The organism is Rhodoligotrophos defluvii, assembly GCF_005281615.1.
GTDB lineage: Bacteria > Pseudomonadota > Alphaproteobacteria > Rhizobiales > Im1 > Rhodoligotrophos > Rhodoligotrophos defluvii.
On sequence record NZ_SZZM01000009.1, the window covers coordinates 57,491 to 74,186 of the forward strand.

At 65.6% G+C, this 16,696-nt stretch carries 17 protein-coding genes; 10 read left to right on the forward strand and 7 right to left on the reverse strand.

Translation table 11 applies throughout. The features are described from left to right. The first annotated feature begins 25 nt into the window (after positions 1-25). The gene (locus E4P09_RS25050; RefSeq protein ID WP_137392417.1) at positions 26-913 is read left to right on the forward strand and encodes a LysR family transcriptional regulator; all 888 of its coding nucleotides are present in this window, start codon (positions 26-28) and stop codon (positions 911-913) included. Positions 914-1,442: 529 nt separating this feature from the next. Here E4P09_RS25050 and E4P09_RS25055 read toward each other — a convergent pair. Further along, the gene (locus E4P09_RS25055) at positions 1,443-3,506 is read right to left on the reverse strand and encodes an elongation factor G (RefSeq protein WP_137392401.1); all 2,064 of its coding nucleotides are present in this window, start codon (positions 3,504-3,506) and stop codon (positions 1,443-1,445) included. A 332-nt stretch (positions 3,507-3,838) separates the two neighbouring features. Between E4P09_RS25055 and E4P09_RS25060 the strand changes: the two genes are divergently transcribed. Together E4P09_RS25060 and E4P09_RS25065 are read left to right on the forward strand one after the other, a co-directional pair. Beyond that, positions 3,839-4,564, forward strand: a complete 726-nt coding sequence (locus E4P09_RS25060; protein ID WP_239025366.1) for a superoxide dismutase — start codon at positions 3,839-3,841, stop codon at positions 4,562-4,564. 31 nt (positions 4,565-4,595) lie between these two features. Next, a complete protein-coding gene (locus tag E4P09_RS25065) occupies positions 4,596-5,762 on the forward strand; it encodes an FAD-dependent monooxygenase (protein ID WP_137392402.1) in 1,167 nt (388 codons plus the stop codon). A 460-nt stretch (positions 5,763-6,222) separates the two neighbouring features. On the opposite strand, the gene E4P09_RS25070 is transcribed toward E4P09_RS25065, so the two are convergent. Together E4P09_RS25070 and E4P09_RS25075 are read right to left on the reverse strand one after the other, a co-directional pair. Then, positions 6,223-6,543, reverse strand: coding sequence for a hypothetical protein (locus E4P09_RS25070; RefSeq protein ID WP_137392403.1), 321 nt, complete (start codon positions 6,541-6,543; stop codon positions 6,223-6,225). Between the two features lie 100 nt (positions 6,544-6,643). Beyond that, the gene (locus tag E4P09_RS25075) at positions 6,644-6,871 is read right to left on the reverse strand and encodes a hypothetical protein (RefSeq protein WP_137392404.1); all 228 of its coding nucleotides are present in this window, start codon (positions 6,869-6,871) and stop codon (positions 6,644-6,646) included. 141 nt (positions 6,872-7,012) lie between these two features. Between E4P09_RS25075 and E4P09_RS25080 the strand changes: the two genes are divergently transcribed. Then, positions 7,013-7,693, forward strand: a complete 681-nt coding sequence (locus E4P09_RS25080; RefSeq protein ID WP_137392405.1) for a hypothetical protein — start codon at positions 7,013-7,015, stop codon at positions 7,691-7,693. On the opposite strand, the gene E4P09_RS25085 is transcribed toward E4P09_RS25080, so the two are convergent. Continuing rightward, a complete protein-coding gene (locus E4P09_RS25085) occupies positions 7,694-8,635 on the reverse strand; it encodes a hydrogen peroxide-inducible genes activator (protein WP_137392406.1) in 942 nt (313 codons plus the stop codon). It lies immediately after the preceding gene. 247 nt (positions 8,636-8,882) lie between these two features. Here E4P09_RS25085 and E4P09_RS25090 point away from each other — a divergent pair, with 247 nt between their 5' ends. Both E4P09_RS25090 and ahpD read left to right on the forward strand, forming a co-directional pair. Next, entirely contained in the window at positions 8,883-9,437 is a 555-nt protein-coding gene (locus tag E4P09_RS25090) for a peroxiredoxin (RefSeq protein WP_137392419.1), read from the forward strand. A 73-nt stretch (positions 9,438-9,510) separates the two neighbouring features. Then, a complete protein-coding gene (gene ahpD / locus E4P09_RS25095) occupies positions 9,511-10,038 on the forward strand; it encodes an alkylhydroperoxidase, AhpD family (protein WP_137392407.1) in 528 nt (175 codons plus the stop codon). Positions 10,039-10,089: 51 nt separating this feature from the next. Here the strand turns inward: ahpD and E4P09_RS25100 are convergent, their stop codons facing one another. Then, positions 10,090-10,416 carry an ArsR/SmtB family transcription factor gene (locus E4P09_RS25100; protein WP_137392408.1) on the reverse strand — a complete coding sequence of 109 codons (327 nt, stop codon included), beginning with the start codon at positions 10,414-10,416 and terminating at the stop codon, positions 10,090-10,092. A 51-nt stretch (positions 10,417-10,467) separates the two neighbouring features. Between E4P09_RS25100 and E4P09_RS25105 the strand changes: the two genes are divergently transcribed. From E4P09_RS25105 to E4P09_RS25120, 4 genes are all read left to right on the forward strand, one after another. Beyond that, positions 10,468-10,908 (forward strand): SRPBCC domain-containing protein, encoded by a 441-nt coding sequence (locus E4P09_RS25105; RefSeq protein ID WP_137392409.1) that lies wholly within the window; start codon positions 10,468-10,470, stop codon positions 10,906-10,908. A 115-nt stretch (positions 10,909-11,023) separates the two neighbouring features. Further along, the gene (gene arfB / locus E4P09_RS25110; protein ID WP_137392410.1) at positions 11,024-11,452 is read left to right on the forward strand and encodes an alternative ribosome rescue aminoacyl-tRNA hydrolase ArfB; all 429 of its coding nucleotides are present in this window, start codon (positions 11,024-11,026) and stop codon (positions 11,450-11,452) included. Between the two features lie 442 nt (positions 11,453-11,894). After that, positions 11,895-14,438, forward strand: a complete 2,544-nt coding sequence (gene uvrB / locus E4P09_RS25115; protein WP_275406531.1) for an excinuclease ABC subunit UvrB — start codon at positions 11,895-11,897, stop codon at positions 14,436-14,438. A 72-nt stretch (positions 14,439-14,510) separates the two neighbouring features. Further along, complete coding sequence (locus E4P09_RS25120; protein WP_137392411.1) at positions 14,511-14,720, forward strand: hypothetical protein; 210 nt, start codon at positions 14,511-14,513, stop codon at positions 14,718-14,720. A gap of 213 nt (positions 14,721-14,933) precedes the next feature. Here E4P09_RS25120 and gmk read toward each other — a convergent pair whose 3' ends face one another. Further along, on the reverse strand, positions 14,934-15,557 hold the full coding sequence (gene gmk, locus E4P09_RS25125; protein ID WP_137392421.1) for a guanylate kinase: 624 nt from the start codon (positions 15,555-15,557) through the stop codon (positions 14,934-14,936). 40 nt (positions 15,558-15,597) lie between these two features. Beyond that, positions 15,598-16,482 (reverse strand): YicC/YloC family endoribonuclease, encoded by an 885-nt coding sequence (locus E4P09_RS25130; RefSeq protein WP_137392412.1) that lies wholly within the window; start codon positions 16,480-16,482, stop codon positions 15,598-15,600. Positions 16,483-16,696 lie beyond the last annotated feature (214 nt).

Genomic DNA, 16,696 nt, shown 5'->3' on the forward strand with positions numbered 1-16,696 from the left:
CGAAGCCCCTGCTTCGCCACGGCCCATGGATTGGGACAAGCTGCGCATCTTCCACGCCGTCGCCGATGCGGGCAGCTTTACCCATGCTGGACGAGATCTCGGCCTGTCGCAATCGGCCGTCAGCCGCCAGATCAGCGCGCTCGAGGCGGATCTGCGCGTCCCGCTGTTCCACCGCCATGCGCGCGGCCTCATTCTCACCGAGCAGGGCGAGTTGCTCTACCGCACCGCCCACGAGGTGTTCACCAAGCTGGCAACGGCCCAGACCCGGCTGATGGATTCGAAGGACAAGCCGTCCGGCCACTTGCGCCTCACCACCACCGTCGGCCTTGGCTCCGTCTGGCTGACGCCGCGCATCGGCGAGTTCATGGAGCTCTACCCGGAAATCAGCGTGGAGCTGATGCTGGACGACCGCGAGCTCGATCTTGGCATGCGAGAAGCCGATATCGCCGTGCGCATGCGCCGCCCGGTGCAGCCCGATCTGATTCAGCGTAAGCTATTCACCGTTCACTATCATCTCTATGCGTCGCAGGAATATGTGCGCCGCCATGGTGCACCGCGAACAGTGAGCGAGCTCGATGACCACGTCATCCTCGCTTTCGGCCAGGCACCCACCTATCTCGCGAACGTCAACTGGCTCGAGCACGCTGGCCGTCCGCCCGGGAGTCCGCGAGCCGCAACCCTGCGAATCAACAACGTCTATGGGCTGAGAAGAGCGGTCGAGGCTGGCGTGGGCATAGCCTCGCTGCCGGACTACGTGGTGGGCCGCGACAACAGCCTGGTGCAGGTTCTCCCAGAGGCTGAAGTGCCGGAATTCGACACTTATCTCGTGTACCCGGAAGAGCTGAAGACCTCCAAGCGCGTGGCCGTTTTTCGCGATTTCATGGTCGCCAAATCCAAGGAATGGCAGTTCTGACCGTTCATTTTGTCTGCACAATTTGCCGCTATACTCTTCACCCCATTGGGGATGGCCGCTGCTGAGTGGCTGTCGGCTACAGAGATGGCCTGCGCGGATTTCGGGTGCTTATGGCCGCCTCTAGGCCATGTGCAATGCAGCAAAGCTCACCAGAGGAAGCTTACGTTTACGTCAATTTTGCGTAAAGAGCCCTGCGGTCTGCGCATAGCTCCCATGTTTAAGCGCTGCTTGTTAATCGGGCAGGAATTGAGCAAATTGTTATCACGCGATCGATGAGAGCGCGTGAAGCGGAAGTTACTCCCTCCCCTTACTTTCCGCTTTGCTGGTCAACCGTTCCCCTCACCCCAGGTTGTCCAGCTTGCCCTGGCTAGGGCAAAGAGGAACTTGAGCCGGATCTTAACCAGATCCGGCTTTTTTCTTCTCCGGAAGAGGACGGCTGCGCCTGGTGGGAGAGCGCCGCCGGTGCCTGCCCGGAAAATGGGCACGGGTCTCCGGCGGCCGGACTCCATCCACGACAAAGGCGCAATGCTCAAGCGGCCTCGGCCCTGGCCGTTGCCTTGGCCAATTCAGCTGCCCTGCCGGTCAGCTCCGCAAGGTGGTCCAGCCGATAGGTGAAGGTCCCCACGCCCGCGGTCACCGAGCGCAGTTCGATGATCAGCGTCTGCAACTCGGACTCCGGCATGTGGGCCTGCACCGTGTCCCATCCCGGCCAGCCCTCCCGCGCGTCATAGCCGAGCAGCTGCCCGCGGCGGCTGCTGACGATCTGGTTGATCCGCGCGGTGGTCTCCGACGGAACGTGCAGCTCGATGTGAACGATCGGTTCGAGCAGAACCGGTTCGCACTGCTCCATGGCCGTGGTCATCGCCAAGCGGGCGGCGGCCTTGAACGCCATTTCCGACGAATCGACCGTGTGATAGGAGCCGTCCGACAGGTTCACCGCAATATCCACCACCGGAAAGCCGAGCGGGCCCCGGGTGAGATAGTCCCGCACGCCCGCTTCCACCGCCGGGATATATTGCTTCGGCACGACGCCGCCCGTGATCGTGTCGGTGAAGGCGAAGCCTGAGCCGCGGGGCCGCGGTGCAACCTCCAGCACGACGTCGCCGAACTGGCCGTGCCCGCCGGACTGCTTCTTGTGCCGCCCGCGGGCATTCGCGCTCTTGCGGATGGTCTCGCAATAGGCGATCCGGCGCGGTTCGGCCCGCGCGGTCACCCCGAACTTGCTCGCCAGCCGCTCCAGCGCCACCCGCAGATGGACCTCGCCCTGCCCCCACAACACCATCTCCCGCGTGGTGCTGTTGTGGTCGAGCCGCAAGGCAGGATCCTCCGCCATCAGCTTCTGCAGCGAGGCGGTGAGCTTCACCTCGTCCTTGCGGTCCGCAACCGATACGGCAAGGCCATAGACAGGCTCGGAATGCCGCCCGTCCAAGAGCTGCTCGGGCGCTGTCTTGCCCTCGGCGATCGTCTCTCCGGAACCGATCGACTCGAGCCGGCCGAGGGCAACCGTCTCGCCCGTCATCCCCTTGGCAAGCTTCTTCTGCTCTTGCCCGACCAGTGCGAAAACGCCGGCAATGCGCTCGCCCTGGCCGCTGCGGCCGGTAACCGTATCGCCGTCCGAGAGCGCGCCTGCCAGAACCCGCACCAGCGACAGCTTGCCTCCATGGGCCGTGTGGATCGTTTTCACGACCTGCGCGAGACCGCCGCTTCCGGCCACCGGCTTGGCGCCCAGCCTGCGCGCGGTTTCCGAAATATCCGGCGCCTCGTGCCGCAAGGCCTTGAGCAGCCGGAACACGCCGTTGCCCTTCTCCGCCGCGCCCATCAGCACCGGCGTGATCATGCCCTCCGCCAGCTCGCGTCTGAGGTCGTCGAACACCAGGTCGCGGGGCGGCTCCAAATCTTCGAGCAGCTGCTCCATCAGGCTGTCGTCGTAGTCGGCAAGCTTCTCCAGCATCTGGAAGCGCGCCTCCGCCTTGCGGGCGGCAAGGTCGCCGGGCACCTCCACCACCTCGCTGGGCGCGTGCTCGCGATAGAGGAACGCACGGTCGAGCGCGAGGTCAATGAACCCGGCGATGATGCCGTTCTGCCATATGGGTATCTGGCGCAACACCAGCGGTCGGGCGCTGGCGGGCTGCAGCATCTCGAGCACGTCGCGGATGCGGCCCTCGGCCTTGTCCACCTTGTTGATGAACAGGAACCGCGGGACGTGAAGCTCATCCAGCTGCTTCAGGATGAGCTGCAGCGCAGGCACTTTCTTGGCATCGGCCTCGCAGACCACCACAGCCGCGTCGCACACGCTCAGGGCCGCTTTCTGGTCCTCGGCAAATTCGATCGATCCCGGGCAATCGAGAAAAGTGAAGCTTTCGCCGAGGAAGCTGGTGGTGGCGATGTTCATTTCCACGGTCATCGCGTGCGCGCGGGCTTCGGGCGAACTGTCGCCCACCGTGTTGCCTTGACCGACGCTACCCTGACGCGGGGTCGCGCCGCTACGGCAGAGCAGCGCTTCGAGCAAGCTCGTCTTGCCGGATTGATAGGGACCCACGATTGCGATGCACCGCGGTCCCTTCGCAGGTCTGCCGCCGCCAGCCTTCTCCATGGTTCGTCCTCCGTGTCGGGGAGCACGAGCGGCGCGGGGCGCTAAGCGGAACGGGCCCAGCGCGTCGAGGCGCTCCCAATCCCAACCGATGCGCGCGATCGTCCGGCGGCCGCGACCCGCCGCCCGGCTCGCGCAGCCTCACCGGCAGCCTCATCGAGAGGTGCCGGCCGTTCGCTTCACGCGACTTCGTGTCGCTATGGTCCGCTTCATCGGCGCGAAGTGCAAGAGCGAAGTGGACCTGAGCACAAATACCGGTTACCGGGGATCGTCTCGATGGCACTTTGGTGCCATCATCGTGTTCACGCGACAACCGCTCGATTGGGACCGAGAACATGCACAAGCGAGAGTTCCTTCTTGGGATGTCGGCCGTCCTCGGCCTTGCGCCATTCGCTGTTTTCGCACGGCAAACGCCCTTGGCTGCCCAGGAGCAGGCCACCTTCTCTCTCGATCCCCTCCCCTATGCAGCCGACGCGCTGGAGCCGGTCATCGACCGCCAGACCATGGTGCTGCACCACGACAAGCACCACCAGGCCTATGTGGATGCACTCAACAAGGCAGTTGCCGAGGACTCGGAGCTGGCAGGTAGGTCGCTGGAGGAGCTTCTGGCCGACGCCGGCAACCTGCCCGACGTGGTGCGCAACAACGCCGGCGGACACTGGAACCACACGTTTTTCTGGCAGATCATGGCGCCTCCCGCCAATTCCGGCAGCCCATCGCCTGAATTGGCCGAGGCGATCGAGCAAAGCTTCGGCTCCATGGACGAGATGAAGGCGGCATTCGAAGCCGCGGGCAAGGGCCGTTTCGGCTCTGGCTGGGTGTGGCTCATCGTGCGTGAGGACGGCACCCTTGCCATCACCTCGACCCCCAACCAGGACAACCCGCTGATGGACGTGGCCGAGGAGCAGGGCACCCCCATCCTCGGCAACGACCTGTGGGAGCACGCCTATTACCTCAAGTATAACAACCGGCGGGCGGACTACCTGAAAGCGTGGTGGCAGGTTGTCAACTGGCCGGAAGTGTCCAAGCGTTACGACGCCGCCATCGAGGCTGCCGATTGACTTGGGTGTCCTGCCGGTCAATCCATCACCTATGGAACGATCACAGCCGGTCATCGTCGGCGGCGGCATAGCCGGCCTCGCGGCAGCCTTGGCGCTCGCCCGCGCCGGCTGCCCGTCGCGGGTACTCGAGCAGGCGGCAAGCTTCGAGGAAATTGGGGCCGGCCTGCAGCTCGGCCCCAACGGCATGCGCGCTCTGGATGCGCTGGGACTGACCGAGATCATCACCCCGAAGCTGGTGGCGCCGCGCGCGATCGAGATCCGCGACGGGCTGACGGGTCGGCTGTTGACGGCCGTGCCCCTCGGCGATGCTGTCCTGCAGCGGTTCGGCGCGCCCTACCGCGTGGTGCACCGGGCCGATCTCCTCGGGGCTCTGCTTGCCGCCGCGCGCCAGGAGCCGCTGATCTCGCTTGAAACCGGAAGCCCCGTTGCCGCCATCGCTCCCGAACAAGGGAGTGCACGCGTCACCCTCAGGAACGGCTCGACCCTGACTGCGCCGGCAGTCATCGGGGCCGACGGGGTAAGGTCGGCGGTTCGCGTCGCGCTGATCGGCGATGGCGACCCCGTCTACGCCAACCACACGCTCTACCGCGCCCTCATCCTGCGCCGGAAGGCACCGCCCGTCGCCACCGATGATCTGGTCACCCTCTGGCTCTGCCCCGGTGGCCACGTCGTCCACTATCCGGTGAGCGGTGGTGAGCGGGTCAACATCGTGGCCGCCTTCGACAGTCATTGGCACGAGCCGGGCTGGGCGGCCCATGGCTCCAAGCGCGCCCTGCTCACGGCGTTCGGGGCCGTCGTGCCGGAGCTGCGCGCCGTTCTGGACGGCACGGACCGTTGGCTCAAATGGGCGGCGGTGGACCGTCTTCCGGCGCAACGTTGGGGCGTCGGCGCCGTCACTTTGATCGGCGATGCCGCCCATCCTGTGCTGCCCTATCTCGCGCAAGGCGCGAGCATGGCGCTCGAAGATGCGGTCGTGCTCGGGCGGAAGCTTGCCGCCGGCCGCGATTTTGCCAGTGCCTTCCGGGCCTACGAAGCCGAGCGGCAGCCGCGCACCGCCCGTATGCAGAGTCAATGCCGGCAGGTCGGCCGGGCCTATCATGCCCGTGGCCCGGTCAGGCTCGTCCGCAACGCGATGCTGCGGTTGATGCGGCCCGCGCAATCCTACGCCCGCATGGCCTGGATCTATGATTGGGCCTGAACGGGCCTTGCCCGGCGCGCCCCTGTTCCGGCAGCCGGGTCCAGTTTGCCTACTCGACAGGATGGCGTGCCGCGCCTATTGATGTCACGCTCGTGTCTCGGGCAGAATGCCCGTTCGGAGAAGCGTCGAGCTTTGCCCGCTGCGATGAGCGCATGATCCAGCGGAGGATCGTCCGGCTGGATCATGCGCCTGCCTCGCAATACAGGCATCTGGATTGAAAAGGGAGCCTTGAAGGCAACTGTCCGAGCGACGGGCACTTTCCACCATGACCGTCGATCAGCAGCCCGAAATACAGCGGGAACCGGAAAAGGCTTGGCCCTCGCTTGTGTCACCTCCGAAAATGGAAGCAGCTCCTGTTTACAACTCATAGACACATTAGTCAACAAAAGCGCGCAAAGGTAGTGTTTACATCGGCGGTTTTTGTTCGCGACCTTCGCGCGGACGGCGAGGCTCGAGCGGCTCAATGGCCGGGATTGGGCCCGCGCGTGTTGCCCAGTGGCGCGCTGAAATCGCCCGGGCGGCGCACCGCGGCATAGCCGGTGGCGCAAATGCCCGCCTGGCAGCGGAAATCACCGAGCTCACGGGTGTTGTTGCAGCCATAGCCCAGGCTGGTGGTCCAGAACTGCCCCGCACGCCTGACGCATTCATCGCGCGCATCGCGAATTCCGGCCTGGAAGTCTGCCCGGGCCGCACTGGCGTCGAGCAGCACGAGCAGAAGGCAAAGCGCAGCCCACCCCCATGCAGCGAGCGGACGGCGTGCCGGCATCAGGCTTGCCTGCATCAGTTCAACTCCTGGGATAGACCAGAGGCGGGGAACGGCGCCCGGCAGGATCGTCCCCTGCACGGCCCGTCGGTTCATTCGGCTGCACCAAGCCCATGCCTCACTCATGCGGCGAGCCGGGCTTCGGCTTCCGCAGCCCAAGAAAGACCCCAGCAATACCGGCAATGATGGACACCGCCGGACCAGCAAAGAAGAACCCGCTATATAGCGCCTCCAGCGCTTTGTCATGCGTGTTGCCGGACAGGAGCTGCACCGCGGCATAGGCCACCACCGCGCCCACCAGATACCCGCCCACCAGTCCCGCAGCACCCCAGACGATTGCCCGCATTCCGTTCCTCCGCCCGTTTCCCCGACCCAATGCTGCGCCGGCGGGTCAGCCGCATGACATCACGCCGCTCCAAGGAAGCGCCCTTTGATCCGGCTGCGCAATAGCCTAAAGTGCCGCCGGGCTGTTGCCGGGGGAAACCATATGAGCGTGTTGCGTCTTTGTGCCGTCGTGCTGGCGGCATTGCTGGTCACTGCGTGCCAGACCACCGAGAAGACGACGTTGCTGAGAAGCGCAGACCGGAATCTTGCCGTCTCCCAGAACGATGGCAACGGCGTGCTGATCGTCGGGCTGCAGATCGAAAGCATCATCGAGCTTTCGAAATTCGATACCCTCGAGTTCTGGACGGTTGACCCCCAGCAGAAGCTGCTGATTCATCCCGATCAAGGCGGCAGAGTCATCAGGCTGGTTCGCGGCAATTGGATCTTCGGCCGGGACAAGCAGGGCGATGTGGAATACGTGCTGCAAAGCCTGCCGGCGGGTACCTATTACCTGACCTATGTCGACAAGGCAGGAGAGCTGATGCTCCCCGTCGAGCCGATGTCATTCGCCTTCACCGTCAGGCCGGGCGAGGCAACCTATATCGGAACCTTCGATTTCAGGCCGCCACCGGTCCTGGGTCGGATTCCGATAGGCAACTATGAAATCCGGCCCGTCGAGCGACGGCCGCATGACGCCAAGGCGCTGCTGGCCAAATATCCCAATCTCCCGCAGGAGCTGTGGGACCAGCAGCCCATGTACATGAACCTGAACTGCAGGCTCAAGAACTACGCGCCCCGGAAGGAATGTCTGGTCGGCGCGCCCCTCCCGGGCAGCGCAAGCTGATCACCGGCGCGAGGGCTCCCGCGTCTGCGGCTGACCGTCTTGGCTTCCCGGCAGGCAATGCCTGCGCAGATGCTCGGCCAGCTCCCGGTAATCGCCCTGGCGGGCCGCGCGGGCTCGCCAGACGAGCGCCAGGGTGCGCGAGGCCGCTTCGCCCTCCCGCAGCGGCACCAGCCTTATGCGCGCGCCGCGCACCAGCCCTGCTTCGATGGCCACCCGCGGCAGGAGCGTTACGCCCATTTTGTTTTCCACCAGCTGCACGAGGGTGATCAGGCTGGTGGCGCGCACATCCCCGTCGCCGACATCCGCGTTCACCACCCTCAGCACATGGTCCCGCAGACAATGCCCGCGCTCGAGCAGCAGCAGCGTCTCGCTCCCGAGCTCGCCGACGCTGGCCGCGCGCCGTCTGGCCAGGGCATGGCCCTCCGGCACCGCCAGCATGAATGGATCGCGCGCAAGGGCCACGTGGTCGAAACCGTCGAACCCGTAGGGCAGCGCGATCAGCGCCGCATCGAGCTGCCCGCTGCGCACGTCATCGAGCAGCGAGCGCGTCAACCCCTCCTGCACCCGCAGCCGCAATTTCGGATAAGCGGCCCGCAGGCTCGGCAGCACCTTCGGCAGGATGAACGGCGCCACCGAGGGGATGACCCCAAGGCGCAGACGGGTGGTCAGCGGCCGGCTGGCAACGGCCACATGGCTGGGCAGTTGGTCGATATCCGCCAGGATGCCGCGCACGTGCTCGATTACCAGCTCGCCCGCGGCCGTCAACCGCACCGAACGGCCGGAGCGGTCCACCAGCGCGGCCCCGAGCGCCGTCTCGATGCCCTGAATAGCTGCGCTCAGCGTGGACTGCGCGACATTCATGCGCTGCGCCGCCCGCGAGAAGGACTGGGTCTCTGCCAGGGCGGCAAGATAGCGCAGCTGTCGAAGAGAAACGTTCAGCATCGCGATCTTACCCTCCCGCAGATCTGCCCGGAGGCCGGAAGCGCTGAGTGGACGCCGGTCACACAAACGCCGGATTTCGGTCTATCGTTTATACCGATAGCTTAGATAGAAACAATCGTTTTGACCTGAATTCGCCGCCCATTTACAACTGCTGCGGCGCAGCATGGGACGCCGACGCGCCAGCGCCGGCCATGCTGGCAACCGAATTTCACCCGCTGTCCGTCAGTCTGTTTCTGGAGATTTGATGATGCTCGGCATCGGCGACAAATTGCCCTCGTTCCAGGTCATCGGCGTCAAGCCAGGCTTCAACAATCACGAAGAGAATGGCGTCTCGGCTTTCGAGCCTCTCACCGAGGCGAGCTTCCCCGGCAAGTGGAAGGTCATCTTCTTCTATCCCAAGGACTTCACCTTCGTCTGCCCGACCGAGATTGCGGAATTCGCCCGGCTGGCCGCCGAGTTCGAGGATCGTGACGCCGTGGTGCTCGGCGGCTCGACCGACAACGAGTTCGTGAAGCTCGCCTGGCGGCGCAGCCATCCCGATCTCGACAAGCTGCCGATCTGGTCCTTCGCCGACACCAACGGCTCGTTGGTGGACGGCCTTGGCGTGCGCTCGGCCGATGGCGTAGCCTACCGCTATACTTTCATCGTCGACCCCGACAACGTCATCCAGCACGTCTATGCCACCAATCTCAACGTGGGCCGCAATCCGAAGGATACGCTGCGGGTCCTGGACGCGCTGCAGACGGATGAGCTGTGCCCCTGCAATCGGCAGGTTGGCGGCGAGACCTTGAAGGCCGCCTGAGCCATCTCACCACCCAAAGCGGGCGGTCTCCGAGCCTGCCCGCTCCGCTCTCCACATCTCAGGAGCTCGCCCAATGTCCATCGAGCAGCTGAAAGGCGCCCTGCCCGATTTCGCCAAGGACGTCCGGCTCAACCTTTCCTCCATGGGCAGCGACGACACGTTGAGTGCCCGCCAGAAATATGGGCTTTTCGTTGCTTGCGGCATCGCCTCGCGCAATCCCGTGGTGCGCAAGGCGCTGGAGGACGAGGCACAGCCCCATCTCCAGCCCTCCGAGCTCGCGGCGGCCAAGGCTGCGGCCACCATCATGGGCATGAACAATGTCTATTACCGTTTCCTGCACTTGGCCTCGAACAAGGAATACGGTTCGCTGCCGGCCAGGCTGCGCATGAACGTCGTCGCCAATCCCGGCGTCGGCAAGGTGGATTTCGAGCTGTGGTCTCTTGCCGTCTCGGCCATCAACGGTTGCGGCATGTGCATCGATGCCCATGAGGCGGTGCTGCGCAAGGCCGGCGTCTCGACCGAAGTCATCCAGGCGGCCGTCCGCTTCGCCTCCATCATTCAATCCGCAGCCATCGCGCTCGAAGCGGCCGAGGCGGCCTAACGCGACGCACCTCCCCGAAGGCTCGCCGGCCCTGGCGCCGGCCCTCGCTCATCACTCCCCCTCCAGGTCCGCTTTCAGCCGGTCGAGAATGCTCAGGCTGTGGCCGGCATACTGGCTGATCCAGCGGTCGTAGATCTGCTTGATCGGCAGCGCGTTGAGATAATTCCAGCGCTCGCGTCCCTGCCGCCTCACGATCACCAGATCCGCCTCTTCCAGCGCCTTCAGATGCTGCATCACCGTGCAGCGGTCCATGTCGGCAAACTGCTCGCACAGGGCGCCGGTGGTGCACGGCCCCTCCTTCAGGAGGTCGAGCATCGCCCGCCGGCGCGCATTGGCCAGCGCCTTGAAAACCTTGTCGTCGTCGATTGCCGTTGACATGTTATATTTTTATAACATTATGGAGCCATGTCGGCAACGGAGTTCATCGCCATGAAACCGACCTACCAAGTGCAGCTCAAAATCCGTAAGCCAGCGGCCGAGGTGTTCGATGCGGTGGTCCGCCCCGAAAAGCTCAGCCGCTATTTCGTAGCCGCGGCCAGCGCCCCGCTCGTGGCCGGCACCACCGTCAAATGGCGCTTTGCCGAGGTCCCGGGCGAGCACGACGTGATCGTGCGCGAGGTGGCCGAGAACCAGCGCATCGTTCTGGAATGGGATGCGCCCAGCGGCGACCATCTCATCCAGGTGCGGATGGAGTTCCATCCGCTCGACACCGGCGACACCATGGTCCGGATCAGCGAAAGCGGCTGGCGCGATACCCCTGAGGAACGGGAAGCATCACACGGCAATGCCGGCGGCTGGATGCACATGATGTGCTGCCTGAAGGCCTATCTCGAATATGGCGTCAACTTGCGCGCCGGCGGAGCCTTTTGAGGACGTCCCAGGAGCTGTCCGGCTATTTCACCACTTAGCGAAATCTGCGGCGCGCCCGCGAAGGAGATGTAGAGCCCCTATTGCCGCGCGGCCGGGAAACCGGTTCACTGACCCCATGATCCCCATCACCGACAGCATCGCCATCGATGAGAGCGAGATCGAGGAAAGCTTCATCCGCGCCTCCGGCCCGGGCGGGCAGAACGTGAACAAGGTCGCGACCGCCGTGCAGATCCGCTTCGACTTGGCGGGCTCGGCGAACCTCCCGGACGACCTGAAGCAGCGCGCCGCCCGCCTCGCCGGCCGCAAGCTCACCCGGGAGGGCGTCATCGTCATCACCGCCGCCCGCTTCCGCACCCAGGAGCGCAATCGCGAGGATGCGGTGGCCCGCCTCGTCGCCCTGCTGCAACAGGCGGCGGTTCGCCCCACCATCCGGCGCCCCAACCGGCCGACGCGCGCGTCCAAGCAGCGGCGCCTCGCCGCCAAATCCCGCCGCAGCGCGATAAAATCCTTCCGCGGCCGCGCCACTGTCCCACCCGAGGAATAACGGACCATCCCTGTCCCCTTGGCTCTTACGCCATCAACCGGGCGTGACTGCCGTTGACTAACAAAACAAATCGTCATCACCGGCCTTGAGCCGGTGATCCAGGGCAGCAAGGGGCAAGCCCATGCCGTGAGACCCTGGATTGCCGCGTGAAGCCGTTGATATCCCTCGCAAAACCGTCATGCCCCGGCGCGACCGGGGCATCCAGGGCCACACGGCGCGAATTCCCTTGCGGCCCCTGGATTGCCGCGTCAAGCGCGGCAATGACGAGAGGGGTGCGTATTAAGCTCATCGCCATGCTCGACCGCGCATAGGCGCCGAGCCGGGTCATGACGAATGATGTTCCGCTGTCAGATCAGTAGCGCTCTGCAAGCGGAACGGTACGATCTGCCGGGCGATCGGGTGACGGCTTCACGGCCGCACCCGTTCACCCTATATTCCCGCCATGCCACGTTCCCGCGGATTCTCCGAAGCCCCTGCCCGCCCGATCACGGGCACCTCGCTCGATGCGCTCGCCTCGATGCGGCCGCAGATGCCGCAGCATCTTGCGATGTTCATGCCGCATCGGCCGGAGCGGCCGGAGAAATCGGAAGGTGGCATCCGCTTCCGGCTGGCCTCCGATTATCAGCCGGCCGGCGATCAGCCCACGGCCATCGCCGAACTCGTCAGCGGCATCAATACCGCCGAGCGCGACCAGGTGCTGCTCGGGGTCACCGGCTCCGGCAAGACCTTCACCATGGCCAAGGTGATCGAGGCCACCCAGCGCCCGGCCCTGGTGCTCGCCCCCAACAAGACGCTCGCCGCCCAGCTCTATGGCGAATTCAAGAGCTTCTTTCCGGACAACGCGGTCGAGTACTTCGTTTCCTATTACGACTATTACATGCCGGAAGCCTATGTGCCGCGCACCGACACCTATATCGAGAAGGAAAGCTCCATCAACGAGCAGATCGACCGGATGCGCCACGCCGCGACCCGCGCCCTGCTCGAGCGGGACGATGTGATCATCGTCGCCTCCGTCTCCTGCATCTACGGCATCGGCTCGGTCGAGACCTATTCGGCCATGACCTTCGCCCTGTCGCGCGGCGAACGCATCGAGCAGCGCCGCCTGCTCGCCGATCTCGTGGCGCTCCAGTACAAGCGCAGCGATGCCGCCTTCCAGCGCGGCACCTTTCGGGTGCGCGGCGACACCATCGAGATCTTCCCGGCCCACTATGAGGATCGCGCCTGGCGCCTGTCCCTGTTCGGCGACGAGATCGAGCAGATCACCGAGTTCGATCCCTTGACCGGCCAGAAGACCGCCGAGCTGCAGACCGTGAAGGTTTACGCCAACTCGCATTACGTGACGCCGAAGCCCACGCTGCAGCAGGCCGTGCGGCTCATCAAGGAAGACCTGCGCAGGCGGCTGGAGGAGTTCCACGCGGCCGGCCGCATCCTCGAAGCCCAGCGGCTGGAGCAGCGCACCTTGTTCGACATGGAGATGATGGAGGCGACCGGCTCCTGCGCCGGCATCGAGAACTATTCCCGCTACCTCACCGGCCGCAAGCCGGGCGAGCCGCCGCCGACCCTGTTCGAATATCTCCCCGACAACGCCATCGTCTTCATCGACGAGAGCCACGTTACGGTGCCCCAGATCGGTGCCATGTTCCGTGGCGACTTCAACCGCAAGGCGACCCTTGCCGAGTTCGGCTTCCGCCTGCCCTCGGCCATCGACAACCGGCCGCTGCGCTTCGAGGAATGGGATGCCATGCGGCCGCAGACCATCTATGTCTCGGCCACGCCGGGGTCTTGGGAAATGGCGCGCACCGGCGGCGTCTTCGCCGAGCAGGTGATCCGGCCCACCGGCCTGGTCGATCCGCCCGTGGAGATCCGCCCTGTCGCCACCCAGGTCGACGACCTCATCGCCGAGGTGCGCGAAGTGGCCGCGCGTGGCTATCGCGCCCTGGTCACGGTGCTCACCAAGCGCATGGCCGAGGATCTCACCGAATATATGCATGAGCAGGGCATCCGCGTGCGCTACATGCATTCGGATATCGACACCCTGGAGCGCATCGAGATCATCCGCGACCTCAGGCTGGGCGCCTTCGACGTGCTGGTCGGCATCAACCTCTTGCGCGAGGGGCTCGACATTCCGGAATGCGCGCTGGTCGCCATTCTGGACGCGGATAAGGAGGGCTTCCTACGCTCGGAAACCTCCCTCATCCAGACCATCGGCCGCGCCGCGCGCAATGTGGATGGCCGCGTGATCCTTTATGCCGACAGCGTCACCGGCTCCATGGAGCGGGCGCTGGCCGAGACCAACCGCCGCCGCGAGAAGCAGCTGGCCTACAATGCCGAGCACGGCATCACCCCGGAATCGGTCCGTGCCCGCATCTCCGATATTCTGGCCTCGGTCTATGAGCAGGATCACGTGACCGTCGGCACCGGCTTTGCCGAGACGGCGGCCACCTTCGGCCATAACCTCGAAGCGGTGATCGCCGACATGGAGAAGCGCATGCGCGAGGCGGCCGCCAATCTCGAATTCGAGGAGGCCGCCCGGCTGCGCGACGAGGTCAAGCGCCTGCGCGCCACCGAATTGGCGGTGCTGGAAGACCCAAGCGTGCGGCAAAGCCAGCTGGAGGACACCGCCGGCCGTCATGGCGAAGGCAAGACCGGCGGGACGAAGGCCCGCCGCTCGCCCTCCCCCGGCACGGGGGAGGGCCGGGGTGGGGGCGCCCTACCCTACCGCCAGGTCCGCGAATATGGCGACGAAGCCGCCCACCTGCCGCGCGATGCCAAGGGCCGCCCGATCCTGCCCTCGGGCAAGGTCCTGCCCAATCTCGACGAGGTCGGCCTGGGCTCGGACCGCGCCACGCCCCACGGCCGGAGCGACGCGCTCCCGGAGAAGCCGGAGAAGCTCGCCACCACCGTCCGCCCCGGCGGCCGCCGAACCTCGGGCCGCTCCAGCGGAGGCAAGCCGGGCACGCGCACCTATGGCGGCCCGAGGCGCTGACGCGGCTGGAACCCAGTGCAAGCCCCATCGTTCTCCGCACAATCACTATTCATTTGCGAACGGAGAACGCTAATGTCTCCAGACGATAACAACCCGTCTCACCACACGCGCAAGATGAAGCAGCGCCTGGAAGAGACCATTACCCACCTGCGCGAGGATATCGACAAGGTCGACGACCCCCAGTTCAAGGCCATGTTCGAAACCTCCGCCGAAGTGCTCGGCGGCATCTGCAAGGCCTTCGAGCACTATGAGCAGAAATCCGAACGCGCCTGGCAGCCATGATTCCGTCTGCCGTGTGGCCCCTGGATACCCAGCTCAAGCCCGGCAAGACGGCAACGATCCCCGCCCCCTCGTCATCACCGGGCTTGACCCGGTGATCCAGGACCCCAGAGGAAAGCCCATCCCGTGTGGCCCCTGGATGCCTGGCTCAAGGCCGGCAACAGGGTGGCGGAACGGATGCGTCTGCATGCCCGGATGCGGCTGGGGCCGTGCCGCTTACCCCTTCAACTCCCCCAGCAGCCCCTCAACGAAATCCGCCAGAGCCGGCTGGCGGGTGCGGCGGACGCGTTCTGCCGCCAGGATTGCCTTGAGGCTGTCGAACGCCGCCTGAACGTCGCTGTTGATGATTACGTAGTCATAGTCGGTCCAGTGGGCGAGCTCGATCGGCGTATTGGCCAGTCGCCGCGCGATCACGTCGGAGGCGTCCTCCGCGCGCCGCTCCAGCCGTGCCTTCAGCTCGGCGATCGAAGGCGGCAGCACGAAGACGGAAACCACATCATCGCGCGAGGCGTCGTAGAGCTGCAGCGTGCCCTGCCAGTCGATGTCGAACAGCACGTCCTGCCCGCGCTCCAGTGCCTGCTCCACCGGCTCGCGCGGCGTGCCATAGAGATTGCCGTGCACCTCCGCCCACTCCAGCAGCTCCCCCCGCGCGCGCATGGCCTCGAAGCGCTGCCGGGTGATGAAGTGATAATGCACCCCGTTCAGCTCGCTGGCGCGCCGCGGCCGGGTCGTGACGGAAACCGACAGGTGGAACGGCCGACCGGCCTTGTGTTCTTCCTCGGTCAAAAGCCGCGTCAACGTGGACTTGCCGGCCCCCGAGGGCGACGACAGCACCAGCATCAGGCCGCGGCGGTTCTGCCCGGCCAGGGAAGCATTGCCGTTACTCAATGTTCTGCACCTGCTCACGCAACTGGTCGATCACCGCCTTGAGCTCGAGCCCGATGCCGGTCAGGCTCTTGTCGTTGGACTTGGAACACAGCGTATTCGCCTCTCGGTTGAACTCTTGCGCCAGAAAATCCAGCCGCCGCCCCACCCCATTGCCTTCGGCCAGAAGCTGGCGCGCCTGCGCCACATGGGCGAACAGCCGGTCGAGTTCCTCGCGGATATCCGCACGGGCGGCCAGCAGCACCGCTTCCTGATGCAGCCGTTGCGGATCGAAATTGCCGAGATCCGTCAGCCGCGCCACCTGCTCGGCCAGCCGCGCCCGGATCGCCTCCGGCTGGCGCGCAGGGCAGTCGCGCGCCGCCGTCGCCAGCGCCTCGATCCGGTCCACCTGCTCCGCCACCACGGCGGCGAGCTTCGCCCCCTCCTCCGCCCGCGCCTTCAGCAACGCATCGAGGCACCCGGCATAGCTGCGCGCCAGCTTGTCCAGCATCGCCGGGCTCGCGGCACCCTCCTGCGCGGGATCTCTCACATCCAGCACCCCGCGCAACCCGAGCAGCGCCTCGAGCCGCGGCGGCTCGGCGCTCACCTTGCCCTTGAACCGCTTCATGGCCGCGAGGATCGCCTCCAGCGCCTTCTCGTTGATGACCACCTCCGGCGTGGCCACGCCACCCTCCATGGTCAGGCTCACCTGGCAATTGCCGCGCTTGAGCCGCGCTGCGGTCATTTCCCGGATGCGCATCTCCAGCGCCTCCAAGCCCTGCGGCAGGCGCAGCCGGATATCGAGCCCGCGGCCATTCACCGAGCGGATTTCCCAGTGCCAGGCCAGGTCGCCCTCGGCGCCATCCGTCCGGGCAAAGCCGGTCATGCTGGTCAATGCCATATGGTTGCGCCCCCACGCCCAGTTGCTGACCGGGAAACTACTGCCCTGGCACGGGCGGTTTGGCAACCGGAATGGGGATTGAGCCGCGGTCGGCGGCGCGCGCCGGCTTCTGGCCCGCCGAAGGCGCTGCCTCCGCCGGCCCGTTCGCATCGGCCGAGGTGGTCGCGACTTTCGCGCCCGGCGCACGTGCGGCCGGCCGGGCCGCCGCAGGACG